Source organism: Streptococcus sp. 68 (assembly GCF_013277415.1).
Taxonomy (GTDB): domain Bacteria; phylum Bacillota; class Bacilli; order Lactobacillales; family Streptococcaceae; genus Streptococcus.
The window spans coordinates 117608-140290 of the sequence record NZ_VMMX01000005.1; the positions used below are offsets into that span (position 1 = coordinate 117608).

Sequence of the window (22683 nt, forward strand, 5' to 3'; positions counted from 1 at the left end):
ATCCTGCACCTAAAAAAGACCGCAATCCACAGATTGCAGTCTGTCTTTATTTTCTAGCTTGATAGCAACTGGTCAGGATGAAAATCACGGTAAAGACCAACATCATGACACCATAAACAGGTAAAGTTTGTCCTGTTAAGGTTGAAATTTCAAGCAGTTTTTGAATTCTTGGGAAGAGAGCTGTGGCTAGGAAGCCTCCTACTGACCAAACAATCAAGAGGACACGCCAGAGGGTAAATGGCATGCAGGCTCTAAATACGGATAAGAAACCAATAGACCCAAGCAGATAATAGAGTAGGGTTAAAATTTCTAACTCAGACCAACCTTGGCTCGCGCCAAATATTTTCACAAAGAGAACGCTGAATACAACCATGAGAGCGCTTGGTAGGGCACGAAGCATGGATTTTCTGAGGAAGTTTGGCTCGACAGGTTTGATATTTCGCTCAAAAGTCAAAACGAATGGTGGGAAACCTTCCACAAACTGGTCAATCATGGTAATCTGGATCGGAATGAAGGGGAAAATCAAGATCCATTCAGACCGTCCCAGAAGAGCACTAGCAATACAGATGACTGCGAGCAAGAATGAGTAGATTGTCTTTATCAAGAAAATCGGTGCGATATGGGCAATGTTATTGACCACACGACGACCTTCAAAGAGAATCTCAGGAACATCATTAAAATCAGAGTTCAAAAGAACCAGATTGGCAATCTGACGAGTCGCAGGATCTCCCTCAGCCATCACGATAGAACAATCCGCCTCACGAAGGGCCAGGATATCATTAACTCCATCCCCTGTCATAGCCGTTGTATGACCCGCTTTTTTCAGTGTTTGGATGATGAGTTTCTTTTGATGAGGGGAAACACGTCCGAAAATAGCTGTCTCCTCAGCCATAGCAACCAATTCCTCATCCGTGATTTTTGAGCAATCTATATAACTGTCATAGTCCGCAAAACCAGCCTTCTGGGCAATACTGGACACCGTAACTGGATTGTCACCAGAGATAATCTTGAGGCTCACTTCCTGAGAACGGAGATAGTCCAGCGTCTCTGCTGCTCCCTCTCGAATCGGGTCCAAAATTTCCAGCAAGGCCAGAGCCTGAATATCAGATGGCTTTTGTGGCTTGTGATGGTCCAGTTTTTCCTGACTGAGAGCTAAGACCAATACACGTGAACCTCTCTCCAAGGCCTCTCTGGCTTCTGGGACCTCAGAATCCAACAACATCTCAGGTGCACCTAAGAAAACTGTTCCCAAACCTTCTAACTCCATGGCTCCCCACTTGCGGTCGCTTGAGAAGGGAAGATTGGCAATCATAGGATAGGCTACTAGACCTTGGAAACGTTGGCGAATGGCTTGGGCAGTTGGATTTTTATCCTCACTGTTAGCTATGTAGCTGGTCAGGATGCTGGCAATAGTCTCTTCACCATAAGTTGCCGTCAGCGGAAGAACTGCCTCCACCTGCATCTTTCCTTGGGTAATGGTACCCGTCTTGTCCAAACAGAGCATATCCACGCGCGCCAAGGTCTCAACAGAGTACATCTCCTGCACCAAAACCTTTTTCAAGCCCAGCTTGATCACTGCAGTCAAGAGCGAAGTAATGGTCAAAAGGGCAATTCCCTTAGGCAACATTCCCAGAAGGGCTGTCGACGAATTTACAACGGACGACTTAAGAGGCAAGCCTTTTAAAAGCAAGGCTTCCAGCAAGAGAGCCAGACCAAAAGGAATGATAATTTTCCCAGTAAAACCTGCTAGCTTGTCCAGCGATTTCATGATACGAGAGTTGATGGGTTTAACGGTCTTGGCTTCCAGCATAAGTTTGGCGGCATAGTTGTCTGCACCGACATGATGGACACGAGCTAAAACTGACCCACTAGCCAAGAAACTTCCAGACAAAAGCAAGGCATCCACTTCCTTTTGCACCAAATCACTTTCCCCCGTTAACATGGCTTCATTGACTTCCGCAAAGCCTTCCAAAACCAAGGCATCACTAGGAATCTGCTCTCCTGCAGACAAACGAATGACATCTCCTAACACCAATTCTTCAGGATTCAGAGCCACTTCTTGGCCATCACGAATGGTTTTGACTTTTTCCTTGGTCATAAGATTGAGCTTGTCCACCATGTGTTTGGCCCGTAGCTCGGTCACAATTCCAGAAAAAGCGTTAAAGCAGATAACAGCAAAGAAGACCAGATTGCTCCAAGCCTGCACAAAGGCAAGGGCCAAAGCAATGGCAAAGTTCAAAGCGTTAAAAAGGGTAAAGACATTTCGTTTAACGATTTGCCAAGTGCTGGTACTGGCCGAAACAGTAAAATCATTGACCAAGCCCTTAGCCTGTCTTTCCGTAACTTCTCTTTGGGTTAATCCCATAATCTTATTTTTGTCCATAAACTCTATCATATCATTTTTTCTAAAAGAATTCTAATCTCATCCCAAATATGAACCTGGTCAAGGGAAAAGTTTGCCAGCCCTCCTTTGATAAGGTATAATAATAACAAGAAAATAATCGAAGGAGATCGCATGTTTTATACTTATTTACGTGGATTGGTTGTCTTGCTCCTATGGTCCATCAATGGCAATGCCCACTATCATAATACTGATAAAATTCCTAATCAAGATGAAAATTATATTCTGGTTGCCCCTCACCGTACCTGGTGGGATCCTGTTTACATGGCCTTTGCGACCAAGCCAAAACAATTTATCTTTATGGCCAAAAAAGAGCTCTTTACCAACCGTATCTTTGGTTGGTGGATTCGTATGTGTGGTGCCTTTCCTATCGACCGGGAAAATCCTAGCGCTTCTGCCATCAAATATCCTATCAATGTTCTCAAAAAAAGTGATCGCTCTCTCATCATGTTTCCAAGTGGGAGCCGTCACTCAAACGATGTCAAGGGTGGCGTAGCTCTGATTGCCAAAATGGCCAAGGTCCGTATCATGCCGGTTACCTATACAGGTCCTATGACCTTGAAGGGCCTGGTTAGCCGTGAGCGTGTTGATATGAACTTTGGAAATCCAATCGATATCTCAGATATCAAGAAAATGAATGATGAAGGCATTGAAACAGTCGCTAATCGTATCCAATCAGAATTTCAACGTCTAGACGACGAAACGAAACAATGGCACAATGATAAAAAACCAAACCCACTCTGGTGGCTTATCCGCATCCCTGCCCTCATCCTTGCCATTATCCTCGCTATCCTAACTATCATCTTTAGCTTCATCGCAAGCTTCATCTGGAATCCAGATAAAAAGAGAGAGGCTCTTGGTTAAATAAATACAAGAATCCCTTGGCAAAAGCCAAGGGATAAATCTTTTATTCGATTTTCCATTTTTGGGCCAACCAGCTGGAAAAAGCTAGAAATCGTTCAGCTACTTGTTCATGGTGTCCATAAGAATCAAAGACAAACTGACCGTTCGGATAGCGTTTCTGAAGACTGGTATGAATCTGCTCAGCATAGACTGGTGCTTGACCCAAGCGATTAGTATGGTGTGCTCCTTCTGTTTGACCATTCTGTAAATACAGCAAACAGTCCAAATTTTTCACATTTTCTTCCTTGCAGTAAGTCACAAAATCAGGATACCAAAAGGAACCGCAGATTGAAAAGACACAGGAAACCTTGTCAAAGCTGAAAAGACTGTAGACTGCCGCCAAGCCACCTAGTGAATAACCTCCGTAGGCAAGGCGTGCTTCATCCAGTCGATAAAGCGACTGTAGCTTGTCTAAAAGACCTCCAAATAAATGATCATGATAGACGTTGGCCTGACCTCCAAAATCTGGAGCTCCATCTCTCAGAGCTGATGTTGCCCAGGGAGTGTAGTCGTCTAAGCGATTTTTAGAGGTCAAGCCCACTAAAATCACAGATTCGGAAAGGAAGGATAGGAGATCCAAGTTTCCATCATTCAATAAAATAGCCGGATAGGTTTGATTGGGGTCGTAGTTAGAAGGAAGGCTGATTTTGACTTGAATTCCTTCCCAATCAAACTCATTATTTATTGATAAAGTCATTGATTTTCTCAAGGGAATCAATCACTGCTGGACCATAGTCCATCAACTCATCGTAAGAAATGGTCATGATTTTTTGATTCTTAATAGCAGGAACGCTTTCCAAAACAGCATTTGCCTTCATCAACTCTACTGCTTTTTCATCCAATTTTTTATTACGATCGCTGGTTACATAGATAATCAATTCAGGATCCATTGACACGAGGTTTTCCAAGGTCAAGCCTGATGTCCCCGTAGCAACGTTTGTATAACCAAGTTGATTGAGCAGGCTCTCTTGCAAAGCAGACTTGTAGGCACCGAAGGTTTCATCATTATAAGCAACCATAATCAAAGCCTTTTTCTTTTCACCTTGACTTGCTGGGTTTGCTTTCTTAACAGCGTCAATTTTAGTTTGTAATTGGGCTGCGTATTCATTAGCCTTGTCCTGAACATTAAAAATCATTCCAAGATTTTTGACATCTTCTACGATATTCCCCAAATCTTGCTGAATTGTTGAGAGAGAAGCTTTTTGCGTATAAACTGGGATTTTATTTTCATTCCAAGTGCTAACTGTCCCCAAGGATTTTTCAGAAAACATCATATTTCGACCCATCACAGCGTCTGGCTCATAAGAAAGAACTGTCTCTTGTGAGACTGTTTTTTTATCCCCAATTTGAGGAATAGATGCAATCGCGTCCTTGTATTTGTCCGTCACAACATTGTCTGGATTGAGCATGCCAACAATTTTATCCTTCAACCCCAACTCCAATAAGATTTCAGTGGTTGAAAGATTGTTGGTGATAACTTTTTCAGGTGCCTTGTCAAAGATTTGTTCGACTTCATTCCCTTTCGCGTCATAGGTTTTGACCGTTAGTGGATAAGTCGTCTCTGTGCTCGCCTTTTGACTTGTTTCTGTGCTAGATTGTGTGGTAGCTTTTTCAGTGGTAGTGTTGCTACAAGCTGCCATCGTTAAGGTAGCTACTGTCACGAGTAAAATACTGAGTGTTTTTTTCATTTTGTTTTCCTTTTCATTCTTATAAATAGTGAATCATGGCTTGCTGATCCTCGGTCCAAGTAACCTGACTTTGAACTCCGTATACAGTTTGCAATGACTCAGGGGTGATGGTCTCCTTTGGAGTCCCTTGGTAAAGGATTTCTCCCTCTTTCATCAGATAGAGATAATCCGAATAGCGACAAGCAAGTTGAATATCATGTAGGACAGCTAGAACATTGACCTTGAGCTCCTTCACAATGGCCAACAAGTCTAGCTGATACTTGATATCCAGGTGATTGGTTGGTTCGTCCAGGAGCAAGAGAGTCGGTTCTTGCACCAAGGCGCGGGCTAGTATGACTCGCTGTTTCTCTCCCCCTGACAGAGACGAATAGAGACGAGTTTTCTTCTCAAGCATATCCACCTTGACGAGAGCATCTTGAACAAGCGCATAATCCCTTTCCCTTTCCTTCTGTAAAAAAGAGAGGTGGGGAGTTCTTCCCAGCAAGACGATTTCCTCAACTGTACAATCAAACTGCAGTTGGTTAAACTGGGTCACAATTGCCATTTGCTTGGCTGTTTCTTTGATTGTCCATTGTTCAAGAGGTTTCCCATCTAGGCTTATCAAGCCTTTGTCTGCCTTTTCCTGACGATAGAGGAGTTTAAGTAGACTGGTTTTCCCGCTTCCATTTGGTCCTAGTATCGTGTGAAATTGATTCCCTTCAACCTTAAGAGAAACTCCCTTGAGGATTTTTTTCTCTCCCAGTCCAAAGTGGACATCCTGACAAATCAAGTCCATATCAGACCCTCACCTCCCTTCGTCTACCTCCAACAATGTAGATAAAGAAGGGAGCACCTACTAAGGCTGTGAAAATACCAATAGGAAGCTCTGCGTTTGGAATGATGATACGAGAGAGTACGTCTGCCCAGATGACAAAGAGGGCACCTAGCAAGGTTGCAACAGGAAAAAGCCTCTTGTAATTCGTTCCTACTAACCCTCGAGCTAAATGTGGAGTAATCAGACCGACAAATCCAATAATCCCACAGGTTGCCACTAAGACTGCTGTCAGCACAGCCACCATGGTCACATAAAGATACCAATAAAAGCGTAAGGGAATTCCCAAAGTTAAAGCAGCCTCATCTCCCATCATCATCGCATTGAAAACACGATACTGAGTAGAGAAAAATAGAAAGGCTATTCCTACTACTATAGTTGGCAGGACCAAGTCTGCCCAGGAAGTCCCAGCGAGCGAGCCCATGGTCCAAAACTTAATGGTCATCACACTGTCCGCATTAGCGCCAACTGAGATAATAAAGTTGGAAAAAGCTAGAAAGAGAGCATTGACCACCGTTCCTGATAAGATCAGACTGGAAGTCGTCATCCTTCCCTGCATAGAGGCAATGATGAGGACAGCAATTGTTGCCAAAATAGCTCCAAGAAAAGCTCCAAGGCTAATCATCACTTTTAAACCAAGAATGATGCTCAAAGTTGCCCCTAGAGTAGCACCCGCAGATATTCCTAAGACATAAGGCTCTGCGATGGGATTGTTCACTGTGGACTGCATCACACTACCACACATAGAAAGGCCTACTCCTACTATCAGACCTAACAATACTCGAGGGAATCTCATATTCCATACAATGGCAAGAGTCGACTTGGAAACCTCTCCTATCTCAAGAGGAAATCCCAACCTGCTCAAAATAATCCGATAGGTATCTCCTAGATTAATCACAACAGATCCCATTGAAACTGCTAGAAAGAGAGAAATCCCTAAAATACCTAGCAAAATAACTAAAAGTAACACAAATTGCTGGTCTTGTCGGCTTCCAGAAAATTTGGAAAGCATGCAAACCTCCTTTGATAGAATCTTAAAAATTTAGAAAATTCTCATGAAAAGTATACCATATTTTCAACAATGGAACAAGATGAGAACAAATGAATATAGTTGATTTTATTGTGCTAGGAACCGTAACCGAAGATTATACTTGAGTATATCGAGGTAAGGTGCCAACGCAAAAAGCCCTCTGAAAATCAGAGAGCTGATTTGAGCTCGGGATAAAATCCTAGTGAAACAAAAAAATCTACACGGTCAGAAAAGTCTCTATCGTGCCATTTTCATACATGATGTATAATCCAAGTAGAATGAATACTAAGGGCACAATGATTCGCTCGTATTTTTCAATTGTCTCGAATATTAACGGAATAGAGGATAACACCCGACTAATCTCGCATAAGATAATTATACCGATTACAAACACAAGCAAGGCCACGAGGGTCTGTGACCAATCTAACGAAGCAAAATAAGGTATATAGATACCTAAATTATCTCCGCCAGACGCAATTGTTAGCAATGTAACTGTCCAAAACAGTTGATTTGCCTTGCTTTGTTCTAATCTTTCAATAATTTCTTCCTCTTCTTCCTCTTCTTCCTCACCTTCTCCAACAATTGCAAAGCGAATCCCTAAATAGATAGGGATTAAACCAAGCAATCCAACCATCCATTCTTCAGGCACGAAATTAACGACATAAGCAGCAACTAAACTCGCCCCTACAAGTAAGCCTGTGCCTAGATATTGCCCCGCATAAATATGCCATTTTTGTTTATTCTGTGATAGCTGTGCAAATAAAATAAATAAAATAATTAAATAATCGATACTGGTGGAAATATAAACACCAATAGCAGATATGATTGTCTGTCCCATAAAAAACCTCCTGTATTGGTCAGTAATAAATCAGCAGATTTTAGGAGAGCACAGACACATTAATTTAGCTATCGCTAGTGGGTAATTTCGAACATAGGAAAGCATTTTACTCCTCCTCAAAACGTAGTTACAAAGTAATTTCTAACTGAAATTCGGTGACTACTTCCATGTAAAGTATAACATACTATACTTTACTTCGTAAAGTGTGGGCTCTCCGAAGGGGCTTGCAGACAGCTACTCGGCTTTTCAAGCCGAGTAGCTACGCACCTTTATGGTGTAATTAGCTGATACCATTTGAGGTTTTTGTAGTCTCCAAAATTGTGACCGATAAAACCTCAATAAAAAAGCCCTCTGAAGTCAGAGAGCTGATTTGAGATTGGGATAAAATCCATACAAAAAAGCTACCCTATTTAGAGTAGCTTCATTATCAAGATATGCTCAATTGAACACGGCCTAAGCACTTGGCAAAAAAGATAAAACCTCCTAGAAACTGAAGTTTCTTCGTCAATTTTCCTATTTTTGCTTTGTGCTTTTGACGGCCTTTGTATCTTGAATTAGCGACGAAGTCCTAGAGAGTTAATCAACTCACGGTAACGGTTAACGTCGTTTTTACGCAAGTATGCAAGCAAGTTACGACGGCGACCAATTTTTTTCATCAATCCACGGTAAGTAGCGTGGTCTTTTTTGTGTTGTTTGATGTGTTCGTTAAGGTGGTTGATTTCCCAAGTAAGGACAGCAACTTGAACCTCTACTGAACCTGTATCACCTTCGTGACGTGCATATTGTGCAATGATTTCATTTTTTTTCTCTTTTGAGATTGCCATGATGTTTCTCCTTTTTATTTGGCTTCATCCGAGTGACAGGTTGGCATGCCTGGAACCAAGAAGAAGTTATTTGTCTTTACGACAATCCCTATTCTACCAATAACTAACTTCTTTGTCAACAGATTTACTTTCTTGTTTTAAATATGTTATAATAATCATAGCAAGAAATCTAAGTTGTCTGTTTTTTAAAACGAGGTGATTATCATGCGTAGATTCTATTCCCATCTCCCCTACTATCTGGTCATACTTTTCTTTTATTGGCCACTTTATCAGTTGTTATCACTAATTATTTCTGACCCCCTTTTTCTCAAGAGTCTCTACGTAAATAATATTCTCTTCTTTACACCTCTGGTAATCTTGATTGTATCGCTACTTTATAGCTACCGTTTCATTTTCTCACTTTGGTGGTTAATTGGTAACGGACTGCTCTTTTGCTTTACTATCATAACCTTTGGTGAGTTTATACTAATTTACTTGCTAATCTATGAAACCTTGGCTCTGGTGGGCATAGCTTCCGGTATTGGCATCAAGCATATTCTACAAAAATGAAAAACAAAAAACTTTCACAAAATCCTTGAAAAATCTCACAATCATGCTATAATAATCCATAGAGACAAGTCACTTAGTCCCTTTCTACTAGAGAGTGCGTGGTTGCTGGAAACGCATAGAAAGCCTAAACTGACACTACTCTTGAGTTTTTTATGAAAACATAAAACGGTGGCCACGTTAGAGCCAATCAGAGGTGTCCCTCTCTTTTGAGGTACATAAATGAAGGTGGAACCACGTTGCGACGTCCTTTCGGGATGTCGCAATTTTTTTATGAGGAGGCTAACTATGGAGTTGCAAGAATTAGTGGAGCGCTGTGGGGCAATCCGACAAGCTTATCACAAACTGGAAGTTAAGCATCATGATTCCAAGTGGACGGTAGAAGAAGACCTCTTGGCTTTATCTAATGATATTGGAAATTTCCAACGACTGGTGATGACAAAGCAAGGACGCTACTATGATGAAACACCCTACACACTGGAACAAAAGCTTTCAGAAAATATCTGGTGGCTAGTAGAACTTTCTCAACGTTTGGATATAGACATTCTGACGGAAATGGAAAACTTCCTCTCTGATAAAGAAAAGCAATTGAATATTAAGACTAGGAAGTAGTCTGCAAAAAAGTCAATGCTTAGAAACTATGAAATAATAAAAAAGGAGAACATCATGATTAACATTACTTTCCCAGATGGCGCTGTTCGTGAATTCGAATCTGGCGTTACAACTTTTGAAATTGCCCAATCTATCAGCAATTCCCTAGCTAAAAAAGCCTTAGCTGGTAAATTCAACGGCAAACTCATCGACACTACTCGTGCTATCACTGAAGATGGAAGCATTGAAATCGTGACACCTGATCACGAAGATGCCCTTCCAATCTTGCGTCACTCAGCCGCTCACTTGTTCGCCCAAGCAGCTCGTCGTCTTTTCCCAGACATTCACTTGGGAGTTGGTCCAGCCATCGAAGATGGTTTCTACTACGATACTGACAACACAGCTGGTCAAATCTCTAACGAAGACCTTCCTCGTATCGAAGAAGAAATGCAAAAAATCGTTAAAGAAAACTTCCCATCAATTCGTGAAGAAGTGACTAAAGACGAGGCACGTGAAATCTTCAAGAACGACCCTTACAAGTTAGAATTGATTGAAGAACACTCAGAAGACGAAGGTGGTTTGACTATCTATCGTCAGGGTGAATATGTAGACCTTTGCCGTGGCCCACACGTCCCTTCAACAGGTCATATCCAAATCTTCCACCTTCTCCATGTAGCAGGTGCTTACTGGCGTGGAAATAGCGACAACGCTATGATGCAACGTATCTATGGTACAGCTTGGTTTGACAAGAAAGACTTGAAAAACTACCTTCAAATGCGTGAAGAAGCTAAGGAACGTGACCACCGTAAACTTGGTAAAGAGCTTGACCTCTTCATGATTTCTCAAGAGGTTGGTCAAGGACTTCCATTCTGGTTGCCAAATGGTGCGACTATTCGTCGTGAGTTGGAACGCTACATCGTAGACAAAGAGCTAGCTTCAGGCTACCAACACGTCTACACTCCACCACTTGCTTCTGTTGAGCTTTATAAGACTTCTGGTCACTGGGATCATTACCAAGAAGACATGTTCCCAACTATGGACATGGGTGACGGGGAAGAATTTGTCCTTCGTCCAATGAACTGTCCACACCACATTCAAGTCTTCAAACACCATGTTCACTCATACCGTGAGTTGCCAATCCGTATCGCTGAAATCGGTATGATGCACCGTTATGAAAAATCTGGTGCCCTCACTGGTCTTCAACGTGTACGTGAAATGTCACTCAACGACGGTCACCTCTTCGTTACTCCAGAACAAATCCAAGAAGAATTCCAACGTGCCCTTCAGTTGATTATCGATGTTTATGAAGACTTCAACTTGACTGAATACCGCTTCCGCCTCTCTCTTCGTGACCCTCAAGATACTCATAAGTACTTTGATAACGATGAGATGTGGGAGAATGCCCAAACTATGCTTCGTGCAGCTCTTGATGAAATGGGCGTGGACTACTTTGAAGCCGAAGGTGAAGCAGCCTTCTACGGACCAAAATTGGATATTCAAGTTAAGACCGCTCTTGGAAAAGAAGAAACTCTTTCTACTATCCAACTTGACTTCTTGCTTCCAGAACGCTTCGACCTTAAATACATCGGAGCTGATGGCGAAGAGCACCGTCCAGTTATGATCCACCGTGGAGTTATTTCAACTATGGAACGCTTCACAGCTATTTTGATTGAGAACTACAAGGGTGCCTTCCCAACATGGCTTGCACCACACCAAGTAACCCTCATCCCAGTATCTAACGAAAAACACGTGGACTACGCTTGGGAAGTAGCAAAGAAACTCCGTGACCGTGGTGTCCGTGCAGATGTAGATGAGCGCAATGAAAAAATGCAGTTCAAGATCCGTGCGTCACAAACCAGCAAGATTCCTTACCAATTGATCGTTGGGGACAAGGAAATGGAAGACGGAACTGTTAACGTTCGTCGCTACGGCCAAAAAGAAACACAAACTGTCTCAGTAGATGATTTTGTTCAAGCTATCCTAGCTGATATCGCCAACAAATCACGCGTTGAGAAATAAGAGCCTAGTAAAAAGTCCTTAAAATCAGAAAAACGCATAATATCAGGTTCAGAATGACCTTGTTACTATGCGTTTTATTCTTTATAATTTAGCTATTTCAAAATTACAAGTTCTCCATTCTTAATTTCCCAAACTTGGTCAAACTTACTTAATAATTCGTTTTGGCGATGTAAAGTAACAATGACGGCACTTGGTAGTTCCAGAACTCTTTCCAATTCCATTTTAAACTGATTAGTATCCAAGGCAGAGAAAGGTTCGTCTAGAATAAGCAATGGATTTTTACGATTTTTCTCACGATTTAAATACATTCGTTGTTGCTGACCACCTGACAGGGATTGTGGTGGAATTTTTTCAAAATCTTCTTCTCTGAATTTTTCATTGAAACTATTGAATAGCGTTACATTATTTTCATAACTCGAAATAAATGTATGTTCTTGTTGCAGAATCATACCGAATCTTCCCCAAAGATGGTCCAAAACAAGCCCATCTAGCACAATTTGTCCTTCAAAATCTTCATCTGTTCCATTTAAAATGTTGAGAAGACTACTTTTTCCAGACCCATTCTTACCAATAAGCGCAATTTTATCCCCTTTTTGAATCGTAGCGGAAGTAATTATCAATTTTGATTCTCCCAGTTGTTTGGAAATGTTTTTCAAAGTAATCGTATCAAAAGAATGTTGAGGTGCTTGAACTGAAACGGGTCTCCCAACAATGTTTTGAAAACTCTTGATTACAGGCTTTACGGACTCTAACATTTGTAAATCATAAAGAATTTCCTGTATTGGTTCAGAAAAAGCATTAATATATCCGAAACTCGCCACCACCTCAGGAATACCGAGTTGCTGGTGAGATAGAGAGTAGGCTAAATAAATAAACAGAACAAGACTAATGAATTCAAAAGAAACACCTGTCAATAAGATGCCAGTAATTTTTGTCAAACCATACTTAAAATACTTATCCTGCAAATTCTTTAGAGAACTCTTTTGTTGATTCAAAAAATGCGACATAGTTAGTTTATTTACCAAATGATGTCCCATGAGCAAATCCTCCAAAGTTCGATAGTAATCTCCTTGTTTTTTCAAGTAAACCTGTCTACGATTAGCGGTCAACTTCCCAACGATTTTAGGAATTTGAATACTAATTCCAGTGGAAAAGATTAAAATCAGTGATACAATAGGATTAATTGTTCTGCTAATAATGAAAGCGTAAATGAGGATACGTAAAATTTGTTTGATAAAACTCATCAATGGAGGAAGGTAATCCTTTTCCAACGAATCTAGGTCATTAGATTGATAGGAAATATACTCTGCTACTGTTTTCTGCTTGAAATCGTGGTGACTGAGTCCCAGAAGTGAACGAAACCACTCATTTTTCAAAGTAGTCGAAAAGATAATCCCCTGCTTCCAATCAAGTATCATTTGGATATAGTTACAACTCAAATAGCCTGCCACTGACATAGAGTAACCATATAGAGCTACTTGATATTCACCTTTGATTAATGCCTGCGTGAAATACGGTAACAAAGCTGTGCAGATATTCGATACTACACCAAAAAGAAAATTAAAGAAGAGATACCATCTAATAGTTTTAAGATATGGTAGCATATACGATACTCCTTGCTAATGCGTTTTTTTACATATCGCAGAACAATCTCTACTATTCCCTATTTCAGATAGTGCGATACTCGGACATTGAGTGCAATAATTGTAAATCACACAAGTACTGCCGTTTTTACTATCATTCAAAATATAATTTGCTATTTTGTAAAATATAGGTCTATCCCATGTTTCTTTGATAGATGTAAAATGAATATTTCCAATACTTCTATTGAAAGTAAGCTTTTTCAGTTTTTCTAACGATTTAGGCTATTTCATGACACACCCACAATCCGTGAAAATTCTGGTTATATCAGATTATGTGATTTTCGTAAGAATTTTATATTGTCTCCAATCATGGCAGTCTCCTTTTACTTGATAAAACTATTATAACATTTAGAAATTAAAAACTGGTTCAAAATCAATAGAATGTGTGTATTCGATACATTCAATAAATTCTTGGAAACAGTTCTACACCAGTTACACAAATCTATATACACCTATCTCATTCAAAATAAAAAGAAGGCTGCAGTTCTTTTAATCCTGTATCAACGATTCATTCTGAAATCGAATAGGAGACATTTCCCAAGTCTACAATTCACTTCATCTCAAATTAATTTTTGTAATTCACCCTTAGTTTATAGATTTTATACTCAACAAAAGTATAAAGCATACAAAACTTCACTTTGAACCAGTATTTATACTATATTCCGTATTAAAAATCCTATTATTGGTTTTGTAAAAAACAGTCTTCAAATATCCTGAAATATAGCAAAAAGAGATTGGGTAAAAACTCATTATCTCTTCTCACTCAAGGACTAAGTTCACTTGAGCAAACTGAATCCGCACTATCGTTCCTTTTCCAACCTCAGACTCGATACGAATCTGGTGACCTAGTTCTTCAGAAATTTTCTTAGATAGGTAAAGTCCAAGTCCAGATGACTGCTGGGTTAGGCGCCCATTATATCCTGAAAATCCACGTTCAAAGACTCGGAGGACATCACTATTTTTTATCCCGATTCCTGTATCCTTGATACAAAGCTCTTGCCCGTCCATATAAATCTCCAGACCACCTTCCTTAGTGTACTTGAGACTGTTTGAGATAATTTGCTCAATAACCACTAGCAGCCACTTTTTATCCGTCACGATTTCTTTATCAAGGTCATGTAGATTGACATTTAGGCCTTTTTGAATAAAGAAAAGAGCATATTTACGAATTATTTCCTTGACCAAGTCCTCGATTTGCACCTGCTTCAAGACCAAATCATCATGAAAACTTTCTAAACGCAGGTACTGTAAGACTAGATTGGTATAGGAGTCGATTTTAAAAATTTCCTGTTCTAACTGCTGCTTTAATTGGCGATCATCTACTTCTGCAACTAAGAGTTGACTGGCTGCAATGGGGGTCTTAATCTGATGGACCCACAAGGTATAGTAATCCAACAAATCCGTCAGTTTTCTTTCTGCGTCAGACCTCTGCTGATAGAGTTCCATCTCACGCGCTTCTAATTTTTCAGCCAAAACTCTTTCCAATGGAGATTTGGCTTCCCTCTCACCATAGAGAAGTTCCTGGCGATAGACCTGCATTTCCACCAATATGTCCCAAGTGAAAAATAAGATGGTTACAAAGCAACACAGCAGGAAAAAGTAGAGAAAGTAAATTCCCAAACTGGCAAATAAAAACTGAAAGAGCAAAATCAGAAATGTTAAAGAAAGCAGATAGACAAAAAGACGACTACGGGAGCGCAGATAGGCTAGAAAAAATGGTTTCCAATCAAGCATGCTTCAGTCCGTACCCTATCCCTTTCTTGGTCTCGATAAATCCTACCAAGCCCTGCTCTTCCAACTTTTTACGCAAACGAGCCACATTGACAGAGAGGGTATTATCATCAATAAAAAAGTCACTATTCCAAAGTTCCCGCATCAGGTCATCACGCGCTACAATATTGCCCGCATGCTCAAACAAAACGCGTAAAATCTGAAACTCATTCTTGGTCAAATTCAAGACTTGCCCTTGATAATGTACATCCATGGATTTGGTATTGAGGATAACACCAGCATATTCTAGCAAACTCTCGTCACGTCCAAACTCATAGGAACGGCGCAGCAAGCCCTGAACCTTGGCTAAAAGAACCTGTTGGTCAAAAGGCTTGGTCACAAAGTCATCCGCCCCCATATTTATTGCCATGACGATATCCATAGCCTGATCTCTCGAAGACAGAAACATGATAGGTACCTTGGAAATCTTGCGAATCTCCTGACACCAGTGATAACCATTAAACAAGGGCAAACCAATATCCATGAGGACCAGATGAGGCTCCGACTGAACAAATAGACTCAAAACTTCCATAAAGTCTTCTACCAGCACCACTTCAAATCCCCATTCAGAGAGCATTTTCCCGACCTGTTGACGAATAACCTGATCATCTTCTACTAGTAAAACCTTGTGCATGCGCTCCTCCTTTTCTATTATTATAACAGATTTTTCTATGCTAGAAGGTCTAAAACTGAATTTGAAAGAGCTTGTTTTTAACCAGCAGATATAGGCAAGCCGACTAGCTAATTTGAGGGAAATTTGATAAGATAAATAAAAAGAAAGGAGCTCTTATGGCCAATATTTTTGACTATCTGAAAAATGTCGCATACGATTCCTTTTACGACCTTCCTTTAAATGAATTAGATATTTTAGCCTCAACAGAAACCACCTACCTCTCCTTTGATAATCTGGTCTCCACAACTCCTCAGCGACTTTTAGAACTGGCTCCTCAGGTTCCAAGAGAGCCCACCATGCTTACTAGCAAAAATCGCCTTCAATTATTAGATGAATTAGCTCAACACAAGCGCTTCAAAAATTGCAAACTCTCCCATTTTATCAACGACATCGACCCTGAACTGCAAAAGCAATTTGCTGCTATGACCTACCGCCTCACTCTCGATACCTATCTGATTGTCTTTCGTGGAACTGATGACAGTATCATTGGCTGGAAGGAAGATTTCCACCTGACCTATATGAAGGAAATTCCTGCTCAAAAGCACGCCCTTCGCTATTTAAAGAACTTTTTTGCCTACCATCCTAAGCAAAAGGTCATTCTGGCTGGGCATTCCAAGGGAGGAAATCTAGCTATCTATGCTGCTAGCCAAATTGAGCAAAGTTTACAAAATCAAATCACAACAGTTTATACCTTTGATGCGCCTGGTCTCCACAAAGAACTGACACAAGCTGCAGGCTATCAAGGGATAATGGATAGAACCAAGGTCTTCATCCCACAAGGATCTATTATCGGTATGATGATGGAAATCCCTAACCACCAAATCATCGTGTACAGTACTGCCTTGGGTGGTATCGCCCAGCACGATACCTTTAGTTGGCAGATTGAGGACAAGCGCTTCGTCCAACTGGATAAGACCAACAGTGATAGCCAACAAGTCGACACAACCTTCAAGGAGTGGGTGGCCACAGTCCCTGACGAGGAACTTCAACTTTACTTCGACCTTTTCTTTGGCACCATTCTTGATTCTGGTATTACTTCTATCAATGACTTGGCTTCCTTCAAGGCGCTTGAACACATTCATCATCTCTTTGTCCAAGCGCAATCCCTCACTCCAGAAGAAAGAGAAACCTTGGGACGCCTTACCCAGTTATTGATTGATACCCGTTACCAAGCCTGGAAAAATAGATAAAAAAACTTATGAAAAGGTAAAAAACTTTTCATAAGCTTTTCTTGTTTTAAAGAAGAATTCACTCCTTCATTTGACTCTCTGCATCGGCCACGACTTGTTCTAAACTGGTCTGACCAAGCTCTGCCTCCATAGCCAACTGAATTCTCTCCAATTTTTGATCCAAAACATCATGAATATGAGCTCCAACTGGGCAATTTGGATTTGGATTGTCATGGAAACTAAAGAGTTGACCAGTCTTACCAAGACACTCAACCGCTTGATAAACATCTAATAGACTAATGTCTTTGAGGTCCTTGACAATCTCTGTTCCCCCTGTTCCGCGCGCGACTGAAATCAGCTCTGCCTTCTTCAACTGGGACAAGGTCTTTCTGATAATGACAGGATTGACCCCAACACTAGCAGCCAGAAAATCACTGGTCACCTTGCTTTCCTTCCCCTTGAGGGCAATGATTATCAGCATATGAGTCGCAATGGTAAATCTACTTGGAATTTGCATCCTCTTCTCCTTTTTACGAGGCTCCCCTGCCTCTACTCTTCTTTTTCTTTTATTATACCCTTTTTAGTTGTAATGTCAATCGTTACCACTTTTCAACCAAGCATCTAATTCCCTATCATAACCCTCTTTCTGGGCTAATTCTCTCAGAAATTCCTGATTGTGAGTATGATGGATACCATTGACCAGACTTTCATAGTAAACCTCAAAATAGGGAAGTTTAAGATCTTTAGCTAGCTGCAATTCAGCTACCACATCGTAGTCTACCCGTCGGAAGTCCATATCTACCAAGCCCTTGTCATCAAACTCCAAAATCATATACTGCGCTCGCAAGTCCTTCCGTAGCTGGGCATCTATAAAGAAAGGTTGGCCAATCGAACCCGGATTTACAATCAATTGCCCACCAGTCCCGTAACGAAGTAACTGCTGGTGAATATGACCATAAACAGCAATATCACAAGGCGGATTGGTCACCAAGCGGTCAAAGTCCTCTTGTGCTCCAGTATGAATCAACTCACGCCCCCAGTTCTTATCAGGCAGATGATGGCTAATTCCTACCGTCAAATCACCAAACTGACGATGAATCTGGAGAGGTTGATTGTGGAGCATTTCGATTTCTTCTAGGGAAATTTCCTCTAAAACATACTGGCACTGGCGCAAGAGATAGCGTTGACTGGGACGAGTACTATCCAATTCCTTGCGGACACCATGCCACAGACTATCTTCCCAGTTTCCCAAAACTCTAGCTGTAATCGGTAGTTGATCCAACAAGTCCAAAATCCTTCTACGCCCTGTCCCTGGCATGAGAATATCTCCCAAAAGCCAGTATTCATCCACTCCTAGCTGCCGAGCATCTGCCAAAACAGCCTCCAAGGCGGTGGTATTTCCATGAATATCTGAAAGAAGAGCTATTTTCGTCATATCCATCTCCTCGTTTTTTCTCTTGCAATAAGTATAACATAAAAAGTCACAGCTAGAGAAATCTAGCTTTTTTTGATATACTAGATAAAGATATTAGACAAGAGGAAACGAATGACCCCGAATAAAGAAGACTATCTAAAATGTATTTATGAAATTGGCACAGACCTGCATAAAATCACCAACAAGGAAATTGCGGCTCGCATGCAAGTCTCTCCCCCTGCAGTAACTGAAATGATTAAACGGATGAAGAGCGAAAATCTCATCCTCAAGGACAAGGAATGTGGCTATCTACTGACTGACATCGGACTCAATTTGGTCTCTGAACTCTATCGCAAACACCGCTTGATTGAAGTTTTTCTAGTCCATCATTTAGACTATACAAGTGACCAGATTCACGAGGAAGCTGAGGTCTTGGAACATACTGTCTCTGACTTATTCGTGGAAAGACTGGATAAACTGCTAGGTTTCCCCAAGACCTGCCCCCACGGAGGAACTATTCCTGCCAAGGGAGAACTCCTGGTTGAAATCAATAACCTACCACTAGCTGACATCAAGGAAGCTGGCTCCTATCGCCTAACTCGGGTGCATGATAGTTTTGACATTCTCCATTATCTGGACAAGCACTCGCTTCACATCGGTGATTCGCTCCAAGTCCAGCAGTTTGATGGCTTCAGCAACACCTTCACTATCCTCAGTAAAAATGAAGATTTACAAGTAAATATGGACATTGCCAAACAACTCTATGTCGAAAAAATCGACTAATTTCTCAAGTACCCCAACCAACCCTGAAAGTTTTATTTTCAGGGTTTTTCTTATCTATTTTTTATATCAAAAATAATAGCAAACGCTTTCATACTCCGACTAAATATTATATAATAATTATATACAATATTACGTCACTAACAGATGAAAAAAGGAGGTTTTAGCATGAAAAAAATCATCTTCATCAAAACCACTCAACTCCTTGTCATTGATGGAATCATGCTGGCATTTTTGACATTTAAAGAGGGACTTACTTGGGATTGGATTTTGATTTATAGTGGTTGGCTCATTTTCTTTCATCCTGTGCTATTGACCTATCTTTCTAACCAACTTTGTGATCACTTCAGTCAACTCTATTCTCAGATTAGACCGAGATTCTGGCGCTTTGCCTTACAAATCCTTCTATGGGATAGCCTAATAATTCTCTCCTTGATCTTTTTAAGCGGTATTCCACTTTTTCTTCAGGGAACTCTCCTCATCCTAGGTCATCTCATCCCTTCCTATCGCATAAGCCAAATCCTGAAACAAGATTTCCCCAAGGCCTATCAAGAACCGATGTCTTTTTGGAGTATTTTGTGATAGATAAGAAAAACCAAGCCATCTGGGCTTGGTCTTTCTTATCTATTTTTAGTATCTAGGATAATGGTAACTGGCCCATCATTGACCAGCTCAACCTGCATATCCGCTCCAAAGATGCCTGTCTGAACGGGTACTTCTTGCGCTAATTTTTGATTGAAAGCATCATAGAAGTCTGATGCCATATCAGGTTTGGCTGCTCCTGTGAAGGCTGGACGATTGCCTTTCTTGGTATCCGCAAAGAGGGTAAACTGAGAAATAGAAAGGATTTCTCCTTCAATATCTTTGACAGACAGGTTCATCTTACCTTCTGCGTCTGAAAAAATCCGCATATTGACAAGCTTTCTCACAGCATAGTCCAAATCTTCCTCTTGGTCCTCTGGTCCAACACCAACCAGCAATAAGAGTCCCTGATTGATTTTGCCCTGAACCTGACCTTCGATACTCACTTGGGCTTTTTTAACCCGTTGGATAATGATTTTCATAATAGCCTTTCTAGTAAGAGCTAGGGCAATTAACCGTTAGTTCGTTTGACAGAGTAAACTTCTGGCACACTCTTAATCTTGTCCACGACCGTGGTCAATGTAGAGAGGTTGGCAATACCGAAGGACACATGGATATTAGCAAACTTCATATCCTTGGTTGGTTGGGCGTTGACTGTTGAGATATTCTTAGTTGTGTTTGAAAGAACTTGCAGTACATCGTTCAACAGTCCTGTACGGTTGAGACCGTAGATATCGATATGGGCCATATACTCCTTATTTGAGCTAGAGTACTGGTCTTCCCACTCCACATCAAGGAGACGTTGCTCGTAGTTTTCTTGGGCACGCAGGTTCATACAGTCCACACGGTGAATAGCTACACCACGCCCCTTGGTGATATAGCCGACAATATCGTCACCAGGCACTGGATTACAACACTTGGCAATCCGCACCAGGAGACCTGAGGCACCTTCAATGACCACTCCACCCTCATGCTTAACCTTGAGGGTTTCTTTGTTCTCAACCTTGACCTCGCCACCTTTGACAAGTTCTTCTGCCTCCGCCTTGGCCTTGGCACGTTCTTCTTCACGGCGTTCCTTTTCAGTCAGACGGTTAAAGACGGTAATAGCACCGATTTCCCCAAAACCAATGGCCGCAAAGAGTGATTCTTCTGTCTTGTAGCTGGTCTTTTGAAGAACTTGGTCCATATGACGCTTGTCCATGAATTTATTGGCCACATAGCCATTTTCTTGGAACTGAGCCATCAGCATTTCACGACCCTTGTTGACAGACAATTCCTTATCTTGATTTTTAAAGAACTGACGAATCTTGTTACGAGCCTTGCTGGTCTTGACCATATTGAGCCAATCACGGCTCGGTCCAAAGGAGTTAGGGTTGGTGACAATTTCAACCTGATCCCCTGTCTTGAGCTTGGTTGTCAGTGGAACCATACGGCCATTGACCTTGGCACCCGTCGCTTTTTCACCGACTTTGGTATGAATTTCGTAGGCAAAGTCAATCGGTCCTGAATCTTTGGGAAGAGAACGGACAGCTCCATCTGGTGTAAAGACGTAAATCTCCTCAGCCAGATAGTTTTCCTTAACAGAGTCCACAAATTCCTTGGCATCATCAGCTTGATCTTGAAGCTCCATCATCTCCTTGATCCAGTTCATCCCAATAGCCGATTCCTTGCTGTTAACCTGCCCCTTAACGCCTTTCTTATAAGCCCAGTGAGCCGCAACCCCGTACTCAGCAACCTCGTGCATGGCTTTAGTTCGAATCTGGAACTCAATGGGCCCTTTTGGCCCATAAACTGTCGTATGGATAGACTGGTAACCATTGGCCTTGCGGTTAGCAATATAGTCTTTGAAACGACCAGGCATGGGTTTCCAAAGCTCATGCACATAACCAAGCATGGCATAAACATCACTTTGGGTATCCAAAATACAACGAATGGCAATCAGGTCATAGATTTCCTCAAACCGTTTTCTCTTATCCTGCATTTTGCGGAAAATCGAGTAAATATGCTTGGGACGACCATAGATTTTCCCTTTTAGGTGACGATCTGTCGTATATTCCTCTAATTTTGTGACCACCTCATCCACCAAGGCTTCACGCTCCCTGCGCTTTTCCTTCATCATATGGGTAATCTTGTAAAACTCCGTTGGATTGAGATAACGGAAAGATAGGTCTTCCAACTCCCATTTGACACTGGAAATTCCCAAACGATGGGCAAGTGGAGCATAGATTTCCATGGTTTCTTTGGAAATGCGCTCCTGCTTGTCTTTTCGAAGATGTTTCAGGGTCCGCATATTGTGCAAGCGGTCAGACAGTTTGACCAAGATAACACGGATGTCCTCAGACATGGCCATGAGCATCTTACGATGATTTTCCGCTAATTGCTCCTCGATAGATTTGTACTCGACCTTACCAAGCTTGGTAACCCCATCGACGATTACCCGCACATCAGGACCAAACTCTCTTTCCAAATCGTCCAAGGTCGCATCAGTATCTTCTACCACATCATGCAAGAAACCACAAGCTACTGTTACAGCATCTAGTTTGAGTTTGGCTAAAATACCTGCCACTTGGATAGGATGAATGATATAAGGCTCACCTGATTTGCGATATTGACCACTATGGCATTCCACCGCATAGATCAAGGCCTTATGGACAAAATGGACATCCTCTTCTGTTAAATATTCTTTGGTTAAGGCGACAACTTCTTCGCCTGTTAAATTCACTTCTTTTGGCATCTCTACTCTCCAATTCTTCCTACCATTTTATCACTTTTTTAAGAATATGAAAACTAGAAAAAGAGGATTCTAAAGCTTATTCAGTTTGTTAGGAAGGAGGATAACACTCAAGAAATCTCTTAGTTCAACAATATACTTTGAAATTCAACAGTTCTTATAAAGACTACTATAGTCTAAAGAATCCATGGTATAGTTCTCAAAGAAAATCATTATGTATATAAATTTATACTCTTTTAATTTTTATCTGTAGAACAAATCAATAAATTA

20 protein-coding genes are annotated in these 22683 nt (G+C 41.1%); 6 read left to right on the forward strand and 14 right to left on the reverse strand.

Annotation, left to right across the window (positions count from 1 at the left end; all coding sequences use genetic code 11):
• Positions 1–46: 46 nt before the first annotated feature.
• Positions 47–2383, reverse strand: a complete 2337-nt coding sequence (locus tag HT720_RS02930) for a cation-translocating P-type ATPase (RefSeq protein WP_173274658.1) — start codon at positions 2381–2383, stop codon at positions 47–49.
• A 132-nt stretch (positions 2384–2515) separates the two neighbouring features.
• Here HT720_RS02930 and HT720_RS02935 point away from each other — a divergent pair, with 132 nt between their 5' ends.
• Positions 2516–3265, forward strand: coding sequence for a 1-acyl-sn-glycerol-3-phosphate acyltransferase (locus HT720_RS02935; protein ID WP_173274659.1), 750 nt, complete (start codon positions 2516–2518; stop codon positions 3263–3265).
• A gap of 43 nt (positions 3266–3308) precedes the next feature.
• On the opposite strand, the gene HT720_RS02940 is transcribed toward HT720_RS02935, so the two are convergent.
• The 6 genes from HT720_RS02940 to rpsO form a co-directional block, all read right to left on the reverse strand.
• A complete protein-coding gene (locus HT720_RS02940) occupies positions 3309–4001 on the reverse strand; it encodes an alpha/beta hydrolase-fold protein (RefSeq protein WP_173274660.1) in 693 nt (230 codons plus the stop codon).
• Positions 3982–4992, reverse strand: a complete 1011-nt coding sequence (locus HT720_RS02945) for an ABC transporter substrate-binding protein (RefSeq protein ID WP_173274661.1) — start codon at positions 4990–4992, stop codon at positions 3982–3984. The genes HT720_RS02940 and HT720_RS02945 overlap by 20 nt, the downstream gene beginning before the upstream one ends.
• Before the next feature lie 19 nt (positions 4993–5011).
• Positions 5012–5767 carry an ABC transporter ATP-binding protein gene (locus HT720_RS02950; protein WP_173274662.1) on the reverse strand — a complete coding sequence of 252 codons (756 nt, stop codon included), beginning with the start codon at positions 5765–5767 and terminating at the stop codon, positions 5012–5014.
• 1 nt (position 5768) lies between these two features.
• Positions 5769–6815, reverse strand: a complete 1047-nt coding sequence (locus HT720_RS02955) for an iron ABC transporter permease (RefSeq protein WP_173274663.1) — start codon at positions 6813–6815, stop codon at positions 5769–5771.
• Between the two features lie 235 nt (positions 6816–7050).
• Complete coding sequence (locus HT720_RS02960) at positions 7051–7671, reverse strand: CadD family cadmium resistance transporter (protein WP_000531713.1); 621 nt, start codon at positions 7669–7671, stop codon at positions 7051–7053.
• 554 nt (positions 7672–8225) lie between these two features.
• Positions 8226–8495: a 30S ribosomal protein S15 gene (gene rpsO, locus HT720_RS02965; protein ID WP_001018251.1), complete on the reverse strand. Its 270-nt coding sequence runs from the start codon at positions 8493–8495 to the stop codon at positions 8226–8228.
• 834 nt (positions 8496–9329) lie between these two features.
• Here rpsO and HT720_RS02975 point away from each other — a divergent pair.
• Both HT720_RS02975 and thrS read left to right on the forward strand, forming a co-directional pair.
• Entirely contained in the window at positions 9330–9653 is a 324-nt protein-coding gene (locus HT720_RS02975) for a hypothetical protein (RefSeq protein ID WP_000422772.1), read from the forward strand.
• Between the two features lie 54 nt (positions 9654–9707).
• Positions 9708–11651: a threonine--tRNA ligase gene (gene thrS, locus HT720_RS02980; protein ID WP_173274664.1), complete on the forward strand. Its 1944-nt coding sequence runs from the start codon at positions 9708–9710 to the stop codon at positions 11649–11651.
• A 92-nt stretch (positions 11652–11743) separates the two neighbouring features.
• Here thrS and HT720_RS02985 read toward each other — a convergent pair whose 3' ends face one another.
• The 3 genes from HT720_RS02985 to HT720_RS02995 all read right to left on the reverse strand — a co-directional run bounded on the left by HT720_RS02985 (position 11744) and on the right by HT720_RS02995 (position 15698).
• A complete protein-coding gene (locus HT720_RS02985) occupies positions 11744–13255 on the reverse strand; it encodes an ABC transporter ATP-binding protein (RefSeq protein ID WP_173274665.1) in 1512 nt (503 codons plus the stop codon).
• A gap of 798 nt (positions 13256–14053) precedes the next feature.
• The gene (locus HT720_RS02990; protein ID WP_173274666.1) at positions 14054–15028 is read right to left on the reverse strand and encodes a sensor histidine kinase; all 975 of its coding nucleotides are present in this window, start codon (positions 15026–15028) and stop codon (positions 14054–14056) included.
• The gene (locus tag HT720_RS02995; RefSeq protein ID WP_173274667.1) at positions 15021–15698 is read right to left on the reverse strand and encodes a response regulator transcription factor; all 678 of its coding nucleotides are present in this window, start codon (positions 15696–15698) and stop codon (positions 15021–15023) included. The genes HT720_RS02990 and HT720_RS02995 overlap by 8 nt, the downstream gene beginning before the upstream one ends.
• 155 nt (positions 15699–15853) lie before the next feature.
• Here HT720_RS02995 and HT720_RS03000 point away from each other — a divergent pair, with 155 nt between their 5' ends.
• The gene (locus HT720_RS03000; protein WP_173274668.1) at positions 15854–16927 is read left to right on the forward strand and encodes a DUF2974 domain-containing protein; all 1074 of its coding nucleotides are present in this window, start codon (positions 15854–15856) and stop codon (positions 16925–16927) included.
• Positions 16928–16985: 58 nt separating this feature from the next.
• Here HT720_RS03000 and HT720_RS03005 read toward each other — a convergent pair whose 3' ends face one another.
• On the reverse strand, positions 16986–17423 hold the full coding sequence (locus HT720_RS03005) for an Rrf2 family transcriptional regulator (RefSeq protein ID WP_001166796.1): 438 nt from the start codon (positions 17421–17423) through the stop codon (positions 16986–16988).
• A 75-nt stretch (positions 17424–17498) separates the two neighbouring features.
• Positions 17499–18341 carry a metallophosphoesterase family protein gene (locus tag HT720_RS03010; protein WP_173274669.1) on the reverse strand — a complete coding sequence of 281 codons (843 nt, stop codon included), beginning with the start codon at positions 18339–18341 and terminating at the stop codon, positions 17499–17501.
• A gap of 111 nt (positions 18342–18452) precedes the next feature.
• Between HT720_RS03010 and HT720_RS03015 the strand changes: the two genes are divergently transcribed.
• Both HT720_RS03015 and HT720_RS03020 read left to right on the forward strand, forming a co-directional pair.
• On the forward strand, positions 18453–19103 hold the full coding sequence (locus tag HT720_RS03015; RefSeq protein WP_173274670.1) for a metal-dependent transcriptional regulator: 651 nt from the start codon (positions 18453–18455) through the stop codon (positions 19101–19103).
• 165 nt (positions 19104–19268) lie between these two features.
• Positions 19269–19682, forward strand: a complete 414-nt coding sequence (locus HT720_RS03020; RefSeq protein ID WP_173274671.1) for a hypothetical protein — start codon at positions 19269–19271, stop codon at positions 19680–19682.
• A gap of 38 nt (positions 19683–19720) precedes the next feature.
• Here HT720_RS03020 and dtd read toward each other — a convergent pair whose 3' ends face one another.
• Together dtd and HT720_RS03030 are read right to left on the reverse strand one after the other, a co-directional pair.
• Complete coding sequence (gene dtd, locus HT720_RS03025) at positions 19721–20164, reverse strand: D-aminoacyl-tRNA deacylase (protein ID WP_000691419.1); 444 nt, start codon at positions 20162–20164, stop codon at positions 19721–19723.
• 29 nt (positions 20165–20193) lie between these two features.
• Positions 20194–22416 carry a bifunctional (p)ppGpp synthetase/guanosine-3',5'-bis(diphosphate) 3'-pyrophosphohydrolase gene (locus HT720_RS03030; protein WP_173274672.1) on the reverse strand — a complete coding sequence of 741 codons (2223 nt, stop codon included), beginning with the start codon at positions 22414–22416 and terminating at the stop codon, positions 20194–20196.
• Between the last annotated feature and the right edge of the window lie 267 nt (positions 22417–22683).